General features: G+C 66.0%; 9 protein-coding genes. 1 reads left to right on the top strand and 8 read right to left on the bottom strand.

Annotated elements, in window-relative coordinates:
- Nucleotides 1–48: 48 nt before the first annotated feature.
- The 7 genes from ACZBJS_RS04490 to ACZBJS_RS04520 form a co-directional block, all read right to left on the bottom strand.
- Nucleotides 49–2376, bottom strand: a complete 2328-nt coding sequence (locus ACZBJS_RS04490; protein WP_463438452.1) for a xanthine dehydrogenase family protein molybdopterin-binding subunit — start codon at nt 2374–2376, stop codon at nt 49–51.
- A 160-nt stretch (nt 2377–2536) separates the two neighbouring features.
- Nucleotides 2537–3625 carry a S1C family serine protease gene (locus ACZBJS_RS04495; protein WP_316395294.1) on the bottom strand — a complete coding sequence of 363 codons (1089 nt, stop codon included), beginning with the start codon at nt 3623–3625 and terminating at the stop codon, nt 2537–2539.
- Between the two features lie 98 nt (nt 3626–3723).
- Nucleotides 3724–4599 carry a dihydrodipicolinate synthase family protein gene (locus ACZBJS_RS04500; RefSeq protein ID WP_316395293.1) on the bottom strand — a complete coding sequence of 292 codons (876 nt, stop codon included), beginning with the start codon at nt 4597–4599 and terminating at the stop codon, nt 3724–3726.
- Nucleotides 4592–5548, bottom strand: coding sequence for an NAD-dependent epimerase/dehydratase family protein (locus ACZBJS_RS04505; RefSeq protein ID WP_316395292.1), 957 nt, complete (start codon nt 5546–5548; stop codon nt 4592–4594). The genes ACZBJS_RS04500 and ACZBJS_RS04505 overlap by 8 nt, the downstream gene beginning before the upstream one ends.
- 23 nt (nt 5549–5571) lie before the next feature.
- Nucleotides 5572–7212 (bottom strand): phosphoglucomutase (alpha-D-glucose-1,6-bisphosphate-dependent), encoded by a 1641-nt coding sequence (gene pgm, locus ACZBJS_RS04510; protein ID WP_316395291.1) that lies wholly within the window; start codon nt 7210–7212, stop codon nt 5572–5574.
- Between the two features lie 230 nt (nt 7213–7442).
- Nucleotides 7443–9095, bottom strand: a complete 1653-nt coding sequence (locus tag ACZBJS_RS04515; RefSeq protein ID WP_316395290.1) for an acetolactate synthase large subunit — start codon at nt 9093–9095, stop codon at nt 7443–7445.
- Nucleotides 9096–9173: 78 nt separating this feature from the next.
- Nucleotides 9174–11840 carry a M1 family metallopeptidase gene (locus ACZBJS_RS04520; protein WP_316395289.1) on the bottom strand — a complete coding sequence of 889 codons (2667 nt, stop codon included), beginning with the start codon at nt 11838–11840 and terminating at the stop codon, nt 9174–9176.
- A gap of 250 nt (nt 11841–12090) precedes the next feature.
- Here ACZBJS_RS04520 and ACZBJS_RS04525 point away from each other — a divergent pair, with 250 nt between their 5' ends.
- A complete protein-coding gene (locus ACZBJS_RS04525) occupies nt 12091–13545 on the top strand; it encodes a GH1 family beta-glucosidase (protein ID WP_316395288.1) in 1455 nt (484 codons plus the stop codon).
- A 1-nt stretch (nt 13546) separates the two neighbouring features.
- Here the strand turns inward: ACZBJS_RS04525 and ACZBJS_RS04530 are convergent, their stop codons facing one another.
- The gene (locus ACZBJS_RS04530; protein WP_316395287.1) at nt 13547–14614 is read right to left on the bottom strand and encodes a maleylacetate reductase; all 1068 of its coding nucleotides are present in this window, start codon (nt 14612–14614) and stop codon (nt 13547–13549) included.
- Nucleotides 14615–14632 lie beyond the last annotated feature (18 nt).

A 14632-nucleotide genomic window follows, 5' to 3' on the forward strand; every position in this document is an offset into this window, starting at 1 on the left:
TGGCGCGAGCTTCCGGGTTCGACGCTGCGCGTCGCCCCGGAATGACGGCTAAACGGCCGTCGCCTTGGCGTCGCGGATCGCCTGCCAGATCTTCGACGGCGTCAGCGGCGTGTTCAGCTGCTTGATTCCGACCTCGCTCAGCGCATCCATCACGCCGTTGGTGATGCAGGGCGGCCCGCCGATCGCGCCGGACTCGCCGCAGCCCTTGGCGCCTAGCGGGTTGGTCTTGCACGGCGCGGAGCCATCGAGCGTCACCGTGATCGGCGGAACGTCATCCGCGCGCGGGATGCAATAGTCCTGATAGCTCGCGGTCAGCAGCTGGCCTTCCTCGCTATAGGCCACACCTTCGTACAGCGCCTGGCCGATGCCCTGGACAACGCCGCCATGCACCTGCCCGGTCACCAGCATCGGATTGACGGCGACGCCGACGTCGTCGACCGTGGTGTAGCGCACCACCCGCGTGACGCCGGTCTCCGGATCGATCTCGACCTCGCAGATATGCGTGCCGTTCGGCCAGCTCGGCCCGTCGACATTGCCCTCGCTCTCGACCGAGAGCTTTGCGCCGTTTTCCTTCGCCGCGATCTCGAACAGGCTGATGCGCCTGTCGGTGCCGACCACGGTGAGGAAGCCGTCGCGATATTCGATGTCCTCGACGGAGGCCTCCAGCAAATTGGAGGCCTTGTCGCGCGCCTTGTTGATCATATCGTTGCTGGAGACCGCAACCGCGGTGCCGCCGACGAACAGCGAACGCGAGCCGACGCTGCCGAAGCCGGTGGCGAGGTCCGTGTCGCCCTGGATCACGTCGATCTTGTCCATCGCGATGCCGAGCGTATCAGCGATCATCTGGGTGTAGGTGGTGGCGAGGCCCTGCCCCATCGCCATCGTGCCGGAATGCAGGATGACGCGGCCCTCGGCGGTCGCGTGCAGCGAGACGTTCTCGGTGTGGGCGCGGCCGCCGGTCCATTCGATGTAGCTGGTGAGACCGCGGCCGTAGAGCAGGCCCTTCTTCTTCGCCGCCTTCTTGCGTGCGGCAAAGCCGTTCCAGTCGGCCAAATCAGACGCGCGCTCCAGCATGTGCGCGAAGGCACCGGAATCGTACACCTGCCCAACCGCGTTGGTGTAGGGCAGCTGTGCCGGCTTGATGTAGTTGACCTTGCGGATGGTGCGCGGGTCCATGCCGATCTGGCGCGCGGCGGCGTCGAACAGCCGCTCGACGATGAACACCGCCTCGGGCCTGCCGGCGCCGCGATAGGCGCCGACCGGCGCGGTGTGGGTCATCACCGACTTCACCTCGAAATGCACCAGCGGCAGGTCGTAGACGCCGGTCTGCACGAACGGGCCGAGCACCAGCGGAATGATGTTGGCGGTGCCCGACGAATAGGCCCCGGTGCCGCCTATCGAGCGCACCCGGTAGGCTAGCACGCGGCCCTTGGCATCGAGCGCGAACTCGCCGGTCGAGGTCAGGTCGCGGCCATGGGTGCCGCCGACGAACTCGTCGGTGCGGTCGCCGCGCCAGCGGATCTTCTCGTTCAGCTTGGTCGCGGCATAGGCGACGATGCCGTCTTCCGGATACAGGCTGGTCTTCTGGCCGAAGCCGCCGCCGATGTCGCCGACCAGCACGCGCACGCTGTCCTTCGGCCGCTTCAGGATCGATTCCGCCAAGAGGTCGCGGGTCGAACCCGGAGTCTGCGACTGCACGTGCAGAATCAGCCGGCCGGTCTTCTTCTCGATCTCGGCAATGGTCGAGCGCGGCTCCATCGCCGACGGCACCAGGCGCTGGCTGACCAGGTCGAGCGACACCTTGTGCGCGGCGTTGGCGAAGGCTTCCTCGACCTTGGCGGCATCGCCATAGCTCATCGCGGCCACGATGTTGTCGGGCGCCTCCGGCCAGACCGCCGGCGCACCGGGCTTGATCGCCTCGACCGGATCAACCACCGAGGGCAGCACCTCGTAATCGATCTCGATCGCCTCGGCCGCGGTCTGCGCCAGCACCCGCGAGGTCGCGACCACAGCCGCGACGCCCTCGCCCGCGTAACGCACCACATCATGCGCCAGCAGGCGCCGTGGCGGCACGGTCATCGGCGAGCCGTCGGGCCGCTTGAAGATCGCAAGCGTCGGCAGCGTGCCGATATCGTCCTTGACGAGGTCGGCGCCGGTATAGACGGCCTTGACGCCCGGCATCTCCAGCGCCGCCCTGGCGTCGATCGACTTGATGTTGGCATGGGCGTGCGGCGAGCGCAGCACGTGCAGCCAGAGCGCGCCGTCCTGCGGCTTGTCGTCGATGAAATGCCCCTTCCCGGTGACCAGCCGCTGGTCCTCCAGACGCTTGACTGGCTGGCCCGCACCAAAACGCATACTGCCGGGAAGAATGTTCATCAGAGGGTCCTTCGAGCTTCCAAGAATTTCCAGAGAATTTGGCGGGGGTTTTAGCGGATTTTGGCGGCCTGACAACCACAGCGCCGGCCAGAGGACAGGCGTGTCGTCGCGCGGCGCGCGGAAGCACAATCCGGTGGCACGCGTCAGGCCAGTGACGACATCATTGCGCCCGGCCGATATCGACGATGGCGACCTCGACATCGCGCGCCGAGCCGTCGCGGTTCACGCTGAGCCGCACTTTCTTGCCGACCCCGATCTGCTCGAGCTGGTCGGCCAGATCGGAGAGCCGGTGCACCGGCTTGCCGTCGACCGCGGTGATCACGTCGCCGAGCTCACCGGTCGACATGTCGACCCCGCGTATCCCGGCGCGCTCGGCCGGCGACCCCGGTGTCGTGCGCACCACGATCAATCCTTCGGCACCGATACGCGTGGCGACCGCCTCATTCGCGGTCACGATGCCGATCCCCGGCGTCGGCACGCGGCCGTTGCGGATCAGGTCTGGCACCACGCGATTGACGATGTCGACCGGGATCGCAAAGCCGATGCCGGCATTCGAGCCCGACGGCGACAGGATCGCCGTGGTCACGCCGATCAGCCGGCCGGCGGAATCGAGCAACGGGCCGCCCGAATTGCCCGGATTGATCGCGGTGTCGGTCTGGATCACATTGGAGATCTCGCGCCCGCTCGAGGTCGGCAGCCGGCGCTTGAGCGCGCTGATGATGCCGCTGGACATCGATTGATCGAGCCCGAACGGGTTGCCGATCGCATAGGCAAACTGGCCGACCTTGAGATCGGCCGAGCTGCCGAGCGCCAGTGACGGCGGCAGCTTGCGCGCGCTGCGGATGCGCAGCACCGCCAGATCGTAGTTCGGCGCCGTGCCGACGATTTCGGCTCGCACCGCTTCGCCGGAGGCAAAGCGGATGGCGACCTGGCTTGCGTTCTGCACCACGTGGTTGTTGGTGACGACGTGGCCGTCATTGTCCCAGACAATGCCGGTGCCCGACGCCGCGCCGCCCTCCTGCTCCTCGCTCAACGGATTGGCGGCGGTTTGCGTCACCACCTGCACGACCGACGGCGAGACCTTCTCGAAGATCTCGACATTGGCCTTTTCGGCATCCGACAGCGCGCCGCGCTCGGTGACCGCGCGGGCAGCCGGGCCGCTCCACGGCGCCTGACGGATGCTGCCGGCCGCGAAGATCAGCAGAATGGCCGCGATCACGGCCAGGACAAGGACGGTACGCCGATTCATTGGTGTGCTCCACGCAACAAACGCGCTGACCAAGCGGAGGTTTCCGGCATGGCCAAGGCGGATTGCCCGGCATTTTGCCGCGCAGCCCCCCGACGGCCTCAGCCCAGATCGCGCAACGCCGCCTCGACCACCTTGCGCTGCTCGGCCGTGAGCGGCGCCTGCGGCGGCACGGGATCGCCGACGTCGTAGCCCTGGCTCGCGAGCCCGGCCTTGATGCAGGCGGCGAGGTTGAAGCGGGCAAACGCCTCGTTGATGCGCCACAGCTTGCGCTGCAGGGCCATCGCCTCATCCCAGCGGGTGCGGCGGCACAGATTGTAGAGCTCGACGCTCTGCCGCGGGATGATGCAGGCCGGGCCCGCCATCCAGCCGTGGCCGCCGATCAGCATCACCGCGGCCGGAATATGGGCGGAGGCCGAGAACACTTTCAGGCCGTCGCCGCAGCGGTTCATGATCGACAGCAGCCGCCCGGTGTTGGTCGAGGCGTCCTTGATGTAGCCGATGCGCGGATGCCCGGCGAGCCGCGCGATGACGTCGAGCGTGAGGTCGGAGCGCTGGAAATTCGAATTGGTGTAGATCACGACCGGAATGTCGACGGCATCGGCGATGGCGCGGAAATAGGATTCGACCTGCGCATCGGCGACCGGGAAATAGGCCTCCAGGATAGCGAGGATGCCGGTCGCGCCGCGCTTCTGGTAGGCCTTGGCCTGCGCCACCGCATCCGCCGTCGAGGTCGAGGCGACGCCGGCGACCACCGGCACGCGGCCCTGCGCGGCCTCGATCGTGGTCGCCACCACCTGCATGCGCTGCGCATTGTTGAGATAGGCGAATTCGCCGGTCGAGCCGAGCGGCGTCAGGCCGTGGACGCCGGCCTTGACCAGATCGTCGCAGAGCCGGCCCAGCACCTCGGTGCGGACATGGCCGGCAGGGTCGACCGGGGACACCAGGTACGGAAAGACGCCGTGGAAATCAGCCATTTGCGAGCCTCGTTGACGGCGAGACATAATCGGGATCGTGCGCAAAGGGAAGCGGCGCGCCGCTGCGCAAGGCGCCGAGCACCGCTGCGAAATCCGTGCCGGCGCGGAAGCCGAGCAGCCGTTCGGCCTTGCCGGCATCGTAGATCCGGCCGATCGATTTCGGCAGGCGCCAGCCACGCCGCGCGAACAGCGCCGGCGCATCGGGGAATGTGCGCGCGATGACCCCGGCCGCGTCCGTCTTCAGGTCGGCGACATCGCCACGCTTGAACGGCGTCGGCGCGCTGATCACGAAGACCTCGAAGCCGCGGATCTTGTCGAGCGCCACGACATGGGCATCGGCGGCGTCCTCGACCGTGAGGCGGCGGTACAACAGCTCGGTCGCCTTCAGGTTCTCGCCGTGGATGTCACGGATGGTGTCGTCATCCTCGGGGAAGAAGCGGCTGGTGCGCAGCACCGCGCAGTTCAGCCCGTGCTCGCGGCTGTACAGACGGCACAGCCCTTCAGCGGCAAGTTTTGTCACTCCGTAAATGTTGCGCGGCTCGAGCGGTCCTGTCGTCTCGTCGAGCCATACCGCAGCATGGCCTTCCTCGTCGCGGATCGCCTGCGAAATCATCAGCGAGGTCGTCGAGGTGAAGACGAAACGGTCGTGGCCGGCAGCCACTGCCGCCTGCAGCAAATTGAGCGTGCCTGTGACGTTGACGTCGACAAAGGCCAGCGGCGCGAACCGCGCGATATCAGGCTTGTGCAGCGCCCCGCCATGGATCACGGCCTCGATGCCGTGATCGGCGAACACACGCTCGACCACCGACCGTTCGGCTACCGAGCCTGTGACATCGGTCGCCTCACCCGGGACGACGTCGAGGCCGACCACGTCATGGCCGGCCTGTCGAAGCCGCGGCGCGAGGAAACGGCCGAGCCAGCCGGAGGAGCCGGTCAACAATATTCGCATGAATTCTGCCCGGCCCGCGCCTTTCAGAACACCTTGGCGATCGCGGCCTGCGCATCGCCCTGGATCTGCTTCAGATGATCCGGCCCGCGGAAGCTCTCGGCGTAGATCTTGTAGACATCCTCGGTGCCGGAGGGACGCGCGGCGAACCAGCCCGCCTCGCTCTCGACCTTGATGCCGCCGAACGGCTGGTCGTTGCCCGGCGCCTTGGTCCTGACCGCGCGCACGGCATCGCCGGCGAGCTGCGTCATGTTGAGCTGCTCGGGCCCGAGCGCCTTCAGCGCGTTCTTCTGCTTCGGCGTCGCCGCCACATCGATGCGCTCGTAATAGGGAACGCCGAGTTCGGCGGTCAGCTCGCCGAACAATTCGCTCGGATCGCGGCCGGTCCTGGCGATGATCTCGGCTGCCAAGAGGCCGAGGATGATGCCGTCCTTGTCGGTGGTCCACACCGAGCCGTCGCGCTTCAGGAACGAAGCGCCCGCGCTCTCCTCGCCGGCAAAGCCGAAGCCGCCGCTGCCGAGCCCGTCGACGAACCATTTGAAGCCGACCGGCGTCTCGACCAGCTTGCGGCCCAGCTTCTTCGCCACGCGATCGATGATCGAGCTCGACACGATGGTCTTGCCGATCGCGGCGTCCTTGCTCCATTGCGGCCGGTGCGCGAACAGATAGGCGATCGCGGTGGCAAGGAAGTGGTTCGGGTTCATCAGCCCGTTCGAGCGGATCACGATGCCGTGGCGGTCGGCGTCGGTGTCGTTGGCGAAAGCGACGTCGAAACGGTCGCGCATCCCGATCAGGCTCGCCATCGCATAAGGCGACGAGCAGTCCATCCGGATCTTGCCGTCCCAGTCCGCGGTCATGAAGCGGAAGGTCGGATCGACCGCCTCGTTGACGACTGACGCGTTGATGCCGTAGCGCGCGATGATCGGCTGCCAGTAGTGCACCGCCGCGCCGCCGAGCGGGTCGATGCCGATCTTGACGCCGGCAGACTTGATCAGCGCGAGATCGACGGTGTTGCCGAGATCGGCGACATAGGGCGTGATATAATCGTGCAGATGCGTGGTCGCCGCCTTGCGCGCGCGATCATAGGACAGCCGCGCGACGCCCTTGAGGCCGGCCTCGATGTAGCGGTTGGCGTTCTTCTCGACCACGGCGGTGACGTCGGTGTCGGCCGGACCACCATGCGGTGGATTGTACTTGTAGCCGCCGTCCTCCGGCGGGTTGTGTGACGGCGTGATGACGACGCCGTCGGCGAGGCCCGCGCTACGGCCCTTGTTGTAGCTCAGAATCGCATGCGAGATCACCGGCGTCGGGGTGTAGCCGGCCTGCGCGTCGATCATGATCTCGACGCCGTTGGCCGCGAACACCTCGACCGCGCTGGCCAGCGCCGGCTCAGCCAGCGCATGGGTGTCGATGCCGATGAACAGCGGTCCGGTGAGGCCCTTCTCGCGCCGGTAATCGCAGATCGCCTGCGTGGTGGCGAGGATATGGTCCTCGTTGAAGGAATTCTTCAGCGACGAGCCGCGATGGCCCGAGGTGCCGAACGCAACCCGCTGGGCGGGATCGCCGGCGTCGGGCTTGCCGGCAAAATAGGCCGTGACCAGCCGCGGCACATTGGCGAGCGCGGCGGGATCGATGGGTTTGCCGGCGGCAGGATTTGGTGCAGTCACGTGACCTCTCAGATCTGGTATCGCCGACCATCTGCGCAATGGTGATGCAGTGGCGTGCTACCATGGCGGCTTACGTTCAATCAAGCCGAGGGCTTTTCGTTCCTTGCCCACCGCAACCGTGCTTTAGCGTCTTGTTTGAGCATGATCTCCGCGCAAACGCTTTGCGTTTGTCGCGAGGAAAGCCGCTTCGCACTTTGCGCTAACGCGGCCCTTCGGGTCCGGATCATGCTCTACGACACATCGATCTGCTGCACCTTCTCGCGCAATTCGTCGACCAGCACCCGCTTGTTCTCGGTATAGTCGATCGGCACCACGACAAGATGCACGCCGCCGCCGGAAAACGCCCGTTCCAGGGTCGGAACGATCGCATCCGTGCTCGCGATCCGCGAACCCTTGGCGCCGTAGCTTTCGGCGTATTTGACGAAATCCGGATTGCCGAAGGTCAGGCCGAAATCCGGGAAATTGTCGACCGCCTGCTTCCAGCGGATCATGCCGTAGGCGGAATCCTCCAGGATCAGGATTACCAGATTGAGATTGAGGCGGACGGCGGTCTCGAGCTCCTGCGAGTTCATCATGAAGCCGCCATCGCCACAGACCGCGAGCACGCGGTTCTTCGGATACAGCATCGCCGCCATCATCGCCGACGGCAGGCCGGCGCCCATGGTCGCGAGCGCGTTGTCGAGCAGCAGCGAGTTCGCGAGCAGCGTGCGGTAATTGCGCGCGAACCAGATCTTGTACATGCCGTTGTCGAGCGCGACGATGCCGTCCTCGGGAATGACCTGCCGCACATCGTGCACGATGCGCTGCGGCGTCGGCGGCCAGCGGCCCTCGGTGGCGCGATCGGTGATCTTGGCCAGAATGCTTTGGCGCAGGCTGAGCAGCGCGCTGGCATGCGGCAGCTTTCCCTCGACCCGATCGGCCAGCAATTCAAGGCTCGGACCGACGTCGCCGATCACCTCGCATTGCGGGAAATAGACCTGCTCGACCGTTGCCGGCATGTAGCTGACATGGATCACCTGCGGCCCCTTCGGGCCCATGATGAAAGGCGGCTTCTCGACCGTGTCGTGACCGATCGCGATGATGAGGTCGGCGCGGTCGATCGCCTCGTGCACGTAGTCGCGCTCGCTCAGCGCGGCGGTTCCCATATACTGATTGGTGCCGCCCGACACCGTGCCCTTGCCCATCTGCGTGGTGATGAACGGGATTTTCGTGCGCCGCACGAAATCGCCGATCCCGGCAGTCGAACGCGGACGCGATGCCGCAGCACCAAGCATGATCAGCGGGCGCTGCGCCTTCAGGATCATGTCGGCGGCGCGGTCGAGCGCGGCGGCGTGCGCGATGGGAATCTCGATCGGATGCGGCGGTATCATTTCGACCGGCGCAATCTCCTCGCCAGCGATATCTTCCGGCAGTTCGAGCAGTACCGGCCCCGGCCGTTCCTGCGTCGCAATGCGGAAGGCGTCACGGACCAGGGTCGGAATGGTCGCGCCGCTGACGATCTGCAGCGACAATTTGGTCAGCGGGCGAAACGTGTTGACGATGTCGACAATCTGGAACTTGGCCTGCCGACTGCTCAAGATGCCCTTCTGTCCGGTCAGCATCACCATCGGCATCGCGCCGAGCAGCGCATAGGCGGCGCCTGTCGTGAGGTTGAGCGCGCCGGGGCCAAGCGTCGTCATGCAGACGCCGGGCCTTCCGGTCAGCCGGCCATAGGTCGCCGCCATGAACGCCGCGGCCTGCTCGTGGCGGGTCACGATCAGTTTGATCGAGGATTTGCGCAGGCTCTCGACCACGTCGAGGTTCTCCTCGCCGGGGACGCCGAATACCCGCTCCACGCCCTCATTCTCGAGGGCCGCGACCAGCAAATCGGAACCTTTGACCATCTCAGCCTCGCATCGTTGATTGCATGCCGCGCACGGAGCATAGCCGCATCGCGCGCCGCCGGAAACTGCTTCGCGATCTCACGGTTTGCGCGCCCTGATCCAGCCGTCGGCGGCGGGCAGCACGCGCGCGGCGAGATCGGCCGAGATCGCGATCGCCTGCACGGATCGCGCCACCATCACCCGTCCGCCGGTGGTCGATTGCGACGGAGCAAACGCGGCCAGTTCCGCCGCATGGTCCTCATCGGTAAAATTGGTCATGAAGTTCGGCACGAACTGGTCGCGGAAGTTCGGCCCCTGCCTTGCCAGCAACGTATCGAAATTAGTCCGGACGAAGTCCCAGGCGAGCTGCGGCTGCTCGCCTGAAGACGCAACCGCGTTGATCATCCCCGTCACGATCGTGTCGGGCAATTCGTTGGTCAGCGTCAACGCCAGCGTCGCCCGCGCCAGTTCGGCATCGCGGGCGCTTGCCGCCGCGAGATAATAGCGCAGCCGTTCATTGGTCGCCGTGCTGTTGCGCGCGAGCGCCAGCAGCTGGTCGTAGGTCGCCCGATCGGCGGTCACACCGACAACATGCGTGACGGCATCGCGCAATGCGGTCGGAAGCGAATTGGGATCATCGACGAATCCCGCAAAGCGCCGCCTCGCTTCCGCCACAATAGCTGCATCCCCGAGATCGCCAAGCGTCGAGATCAGGCTTGCACGCAACAACGCAGTGTCATCGTCGCCTGAACCGGCGCCGTCCCATCCGACCCGATCGAACACCGGGCGCAGCTTGGCGCGGGCATAGGCCTGGATCACCGGCCGCTCGGTGCGGCCGCGCGACAGCCGGTTCAGCGCCGCGAATGTCGAGATCACCTGGTCCCACACCGCGCGATGGTCACCGGCATCGAGGGCATCGAGCAGCGCGAGATAGGACGGCGCCTCCGCGCGGCCCGCCTGCACCAGCGCCCAGCTGTCGGTAACGACATTGAGACGGTCGGCGACCTGCATTTGCGGGAATGCGTTCAGCAACGCCGCACGGTTCTTCGGGCCGTACTCGACCCTGAAGTAGCCGACGTCGCCGAGGTTGACCTTGATCGCATCGCCGCAGGCACCGGCCGGGATATCGGTGCTCCCCTTCAGCAATATCTCGTCAAACGGCTTGCCATGCGCCGGTCCGACCGCAACGGGAATCTGCCAGTTGCGGGCCGGCAGCGGCGGATTGTTGGCCGGCGCGACCACGAAGCGATCCTGCCGCAGGGTCAGACGTTGCGCCACGCCATCGCAGGCCGCCTCGGCCACGACCAGCGGCACGCCGTCCTGCTCGGAGAAGGAGGCGGCGATACCGGTGATGGTCTTGCCGGCGCTACTCTCGAGCGCCTGCCAGAGATCAGCGGTCGTCGCGTTGCTGTAGGCATGCGCGGCCATGTATCTGCGGATGCCGTCGCGGAACGCCGGTTCGCCGAGATAGGTCTCGAGCATGCGGATCAGCGCCTGCCCCTTGTTGTAGGTGATGGCGTCGAATGCCGTGACCGCTTCGCTGTGATCGGCAATCGGCTGCTGCACGGGATGCGAGGTGCGCCGCGCATCGAGCGCCATGGCGAACTGCTTCGCGCCGTAGCCGTTCAGCCAGCCCTGCCATTGCGGATAGAACTGCTCCGAGGCCTTGGTTGCCATCCAGCTGGCAAAGCCCTCGTTGAGCCAGAGATTGTCCCACCACGCCATGGTGACGAGATCGCCGAACCACATATGCGCCATCTCGTGCGCGATGATGGCGAAGATGCCACGCCGCGCGGTCTCGGCGGACGTCGCGGGATCGAACAGCAGCCGGCTCTCGAAGAAGGTGATGCCGCCCCAATTCTCCATCGCGCCGCCGAACCCGCCGGGAACGGCGATCAGGTCGAGCTTCGGCAACGGATATTTGACGCCGAAATAGTCGTTGTAATAGGCGAGCAGCTTCACCGCGCTGTCGAGCGCGAACCGGCCCTGGCCGCCCTTGCCCTCCGTCGTCACCACGCCGACCGTGACGCCGCCGGCATCCGCTGTGACGTGCTCGAGCTCGCCGACCGTGAGCACGAACAGATAGCTCGACATCTTCGGCGTCGGCGCGAACGCAACCTTCTTGAGATCGCCGGCGACCGGCTCTTCGCTGGTCACGGGCATGTTGCCGACCGCGAGCAGATTGCGCGGAATGACGACGGTCAGCGCGAAGCTCGCCTTGAACGACGGCTCGTCCCAGCACGGGAAGATCCGCCTGGCATCGGCCGGCTCCAGCTTGCTGGAGATCATCCGCTTGATCCCGGTCCTGGTCGGGTAGTCGACCGAGAACAGGCCGGTGCCGAATTTGTTGATCTGCGCTGTGAAGGCGATGCGTAGCTTGTGGCGGCCGGCCGCAAGCGGCCTGGCGAAGGTCAGCGTTGCGGTCTGCGCGGTGGCGTCGGTCGCGATCTCCGCGCGCTGGGCGCCGTCATCGATCGTAACCTCTGCGAATGTCGTGTTGACCGCGTTCAGCGTCAGCTGCGCGGTCGCCTCGCGTACCTCGATGTCGACGGTCTCGACGCCTGGCAGAGCGAGGCTCGTGATATCAGGCGTCAGCTCGATCGCGTAATGCAACGGGACGACCGTCTTCGGTAGCTTTCCGGGCGTGCGGTCGAACGAAAATGTCTGCTCGGCCTGCGCGCTTGCGGCCATCGCCAAAGCCAAGCCGATCGCAGTGGCAAGACGACGCAGCAGCGCCGTTCGGACATGGGTTGCAGGCTTGTTCATCGCGCGCAGCTCACGGGAATCTCGGGGATATTCGGATGTCATTGCGGAATGACGTAGCAGGCAATCTAGTAGAGAAAATGTCGCCACAAAACTGACAACTCCGCGACATTGACATCACAATGGTTCGCATTGATTGGTACGCCGCTCGCCACGGCGCTTTGGCCCGCCGGCCCTTGTTGCTCAACGGCGGGATGGAAGGTTAACCTACGGCCCGCATTCCAGCCGCAACGTTCGGCGACGGGAGACAGCAATGTTCGGAAAGTTCTCGCGCCGGCAGTTTGCGGGCCTTGCAGGCCTCTCGGCGCTCGGTTTGACCGGCCCTGCCGAGGCTGCAAACCGTGCGTCACGGCCGGACGGCACGAACTTTCCCACCGGCTTCGTCTGGGGCACAGCAACCTCGTCCTACCAGGTCGAGGGCGCGGTCAATGAGGACGGCCGCGGCCCATCGATCTGGGACACTTTCACCCATACATCGGGCAAGATCGAGGACGGCTCGACCGGCGACCGCGCCAACGATCACTATCACCGCTACAAGGAGGACGTCCGCCTCATCAAGGATCTCGGCGCCAAGGCCTATCGCTTCTCGATCGCCTGGCCTCGGGTATTTCCCGATGGCACCGGCACGCCGAACCCGAAGGGCCTCGACTTCTACAACCGCCTGGTCGACGAGCTGCTGGCGAACGGCATCGAGCCCTACGCCACGCTCTATCACTGGGACCTGCCCCAGGCGCTGCAGGACCGCGTCGGCGGCTGGCGCTCGCGGGACACTTCGAAGGCGTTCGGCGACTATGCCGGCTACGTGGCGCAGCGACTGACCGACCGCGTGAAGAACGTCTTCACCCTCAACGAGGTCGGACGTTTCCTCCCGTTCGGCTATGCGCTCGGCGTCGACGCCCCGGGGCTGAAGCTGCCGGCTGGCGAGGTGAACCAGGCGCGCCATCATGTGGCGCTTGCGCATGGCCTTGCAGTGCAGGCGATCCGCGCCAAAGGCCGTGCCGGCACGCGGGTCGGGCCGGCCGAGAACATCACCGCCTGCGTGCCCGCCTTCAACACGCCGGAGAACATCCGCGCTACCGAGATCGCGACGCGCGAGCTCAATGCAGGTTTTCTCGGTGTCGTCCTCGAAGGCAGGTACACCGAAGGCTTCCTGCAATATGCCGACGCGGATGCGCCCAAATTTACCGCTGACGAACTGAAGATCATCTCGCAGCCCAATGATTTCGTCGGCCTGAACATCTACGCGCCGCAATGCTACATCCTTGCCACCGACCATGCCCCCGGCTGGAAGCCGCTGCCGATGCCGGCCTCCTTCCCGCACATGAGCTCGGAATGGCTGCGGATCGCGCCAGAGACGATCTATTGGGCGCCGCGGATCGCCGCCAAGCTGTGGAACATCAAGAGCATCTATATCAGCGAGAACGGCACGTCCGGTGAGGACAAGGTGCATCCGGACGGGCAGATCTACGATCTCGACCGCATCATGTTCCTGCGCAACTATCTCGCCCAATTGCAGCGCGCGACCGCCGACGGGGTCCCGGTCCACGGCTATTTCCTGTGGAGCCTGATGGACAATTTCGAATGGATCTTCGGCTACGAGAAGCGCTTTGGCCTCTACCGGGTGGATTTCGAGACCCAGGCCCGGGTGCCGAAATTGAGCGCGGCGTTCTATCGCGACGTGATCGCGCGCAACGCGATCGGCGTCTGATCTATCCGGCCTGCGGGCGCGCGCCGGACCACGCGCGCTTCAGCAGGTCGCGGATGCCGCTCTCCTCGATCGGCCGCGGATTCCAGTAAGGGTTCTTGCTGGCGAGCGCGGCGGCCTTTGCGATGCCGTCGTCGGGCATGCCGATCTCGGCGAGCGAGCGCGGCGCGCCGAGCCTTGCCGACAGATCGAACAGGCCATCGGCGGCGTCAGCAGCCCCAAGCGCCCTCGCCGCGCGGCTGACTGGATCGCGCGCGGCCGGCGTGTTGTAGGCGATGGTGTGCGGCAGCAGCACCGCATGGGTCTCGGCATGCGGCGGGTCGAACAGCGCGCCGACGGTGTGGCAGAGCTTGTGATGCAGCGCCATGCCGACGGTGCCGAGACAGACCGCGCACAGCCACGCGCCATAGAGCGCGTCCGCGCGCGCATCGAGATCGCGCGGCCGTGCGTTCACGTCCGGCAGCGACGATGCGAGCTTTGCGATCGCCTCTTCCGCCATCAGCGAGGTGATCGGGTTGCCGTCCCGCGCGTACAGCGCCTCGGCCGCATGCGCGATCGCGTTGAGGCCGGAGATCGCCGAGAATTTGGCCGGCATCGAGACGGTCAGGTTGACGTCGTAGATCACGGCCTCGGGCAGGATCTTCGGCGATGATTGCGTGGTCTTGACGCCGTCGACGGTCTCGCCGAGTACCGGCGTCATCTCGGAGCCGGCATAACTGGTCGGCACGATCAGTTGCGGCAGGTCAGTGCGCAGCGCAATCGCCTTGCTGAGGCCGGTCGCGGCACCGGCGCCGATCGCAACCACGCCGTCCGGCTTGAGCTCGCGGACGATCTCCATCGCATGTTCGGTCACCGCGACCGGCGTGTGCACCACTGCACCGTCGAACAATCCGGCCACACGGCCGCCGGTCAGGTCAGCAAGATCGCCGAGCTCGGCCTGCTGCCGCCGGCTCGCCAGCACCAGCGCGCGATTGATGCCGAGCCGGTCGAGCTCGTCCGCCAGCTGCGCGACGGTGCCGACCCCAAACACGACCCGCATCGGGCTGACCTGGTAGGTGAACGGCTGCGCCATGGCGATTTCCGAAGCGTT

It is taken from the genome of Bradyrhizobium sp. KZN70725, from assembly GCF_055264925.1.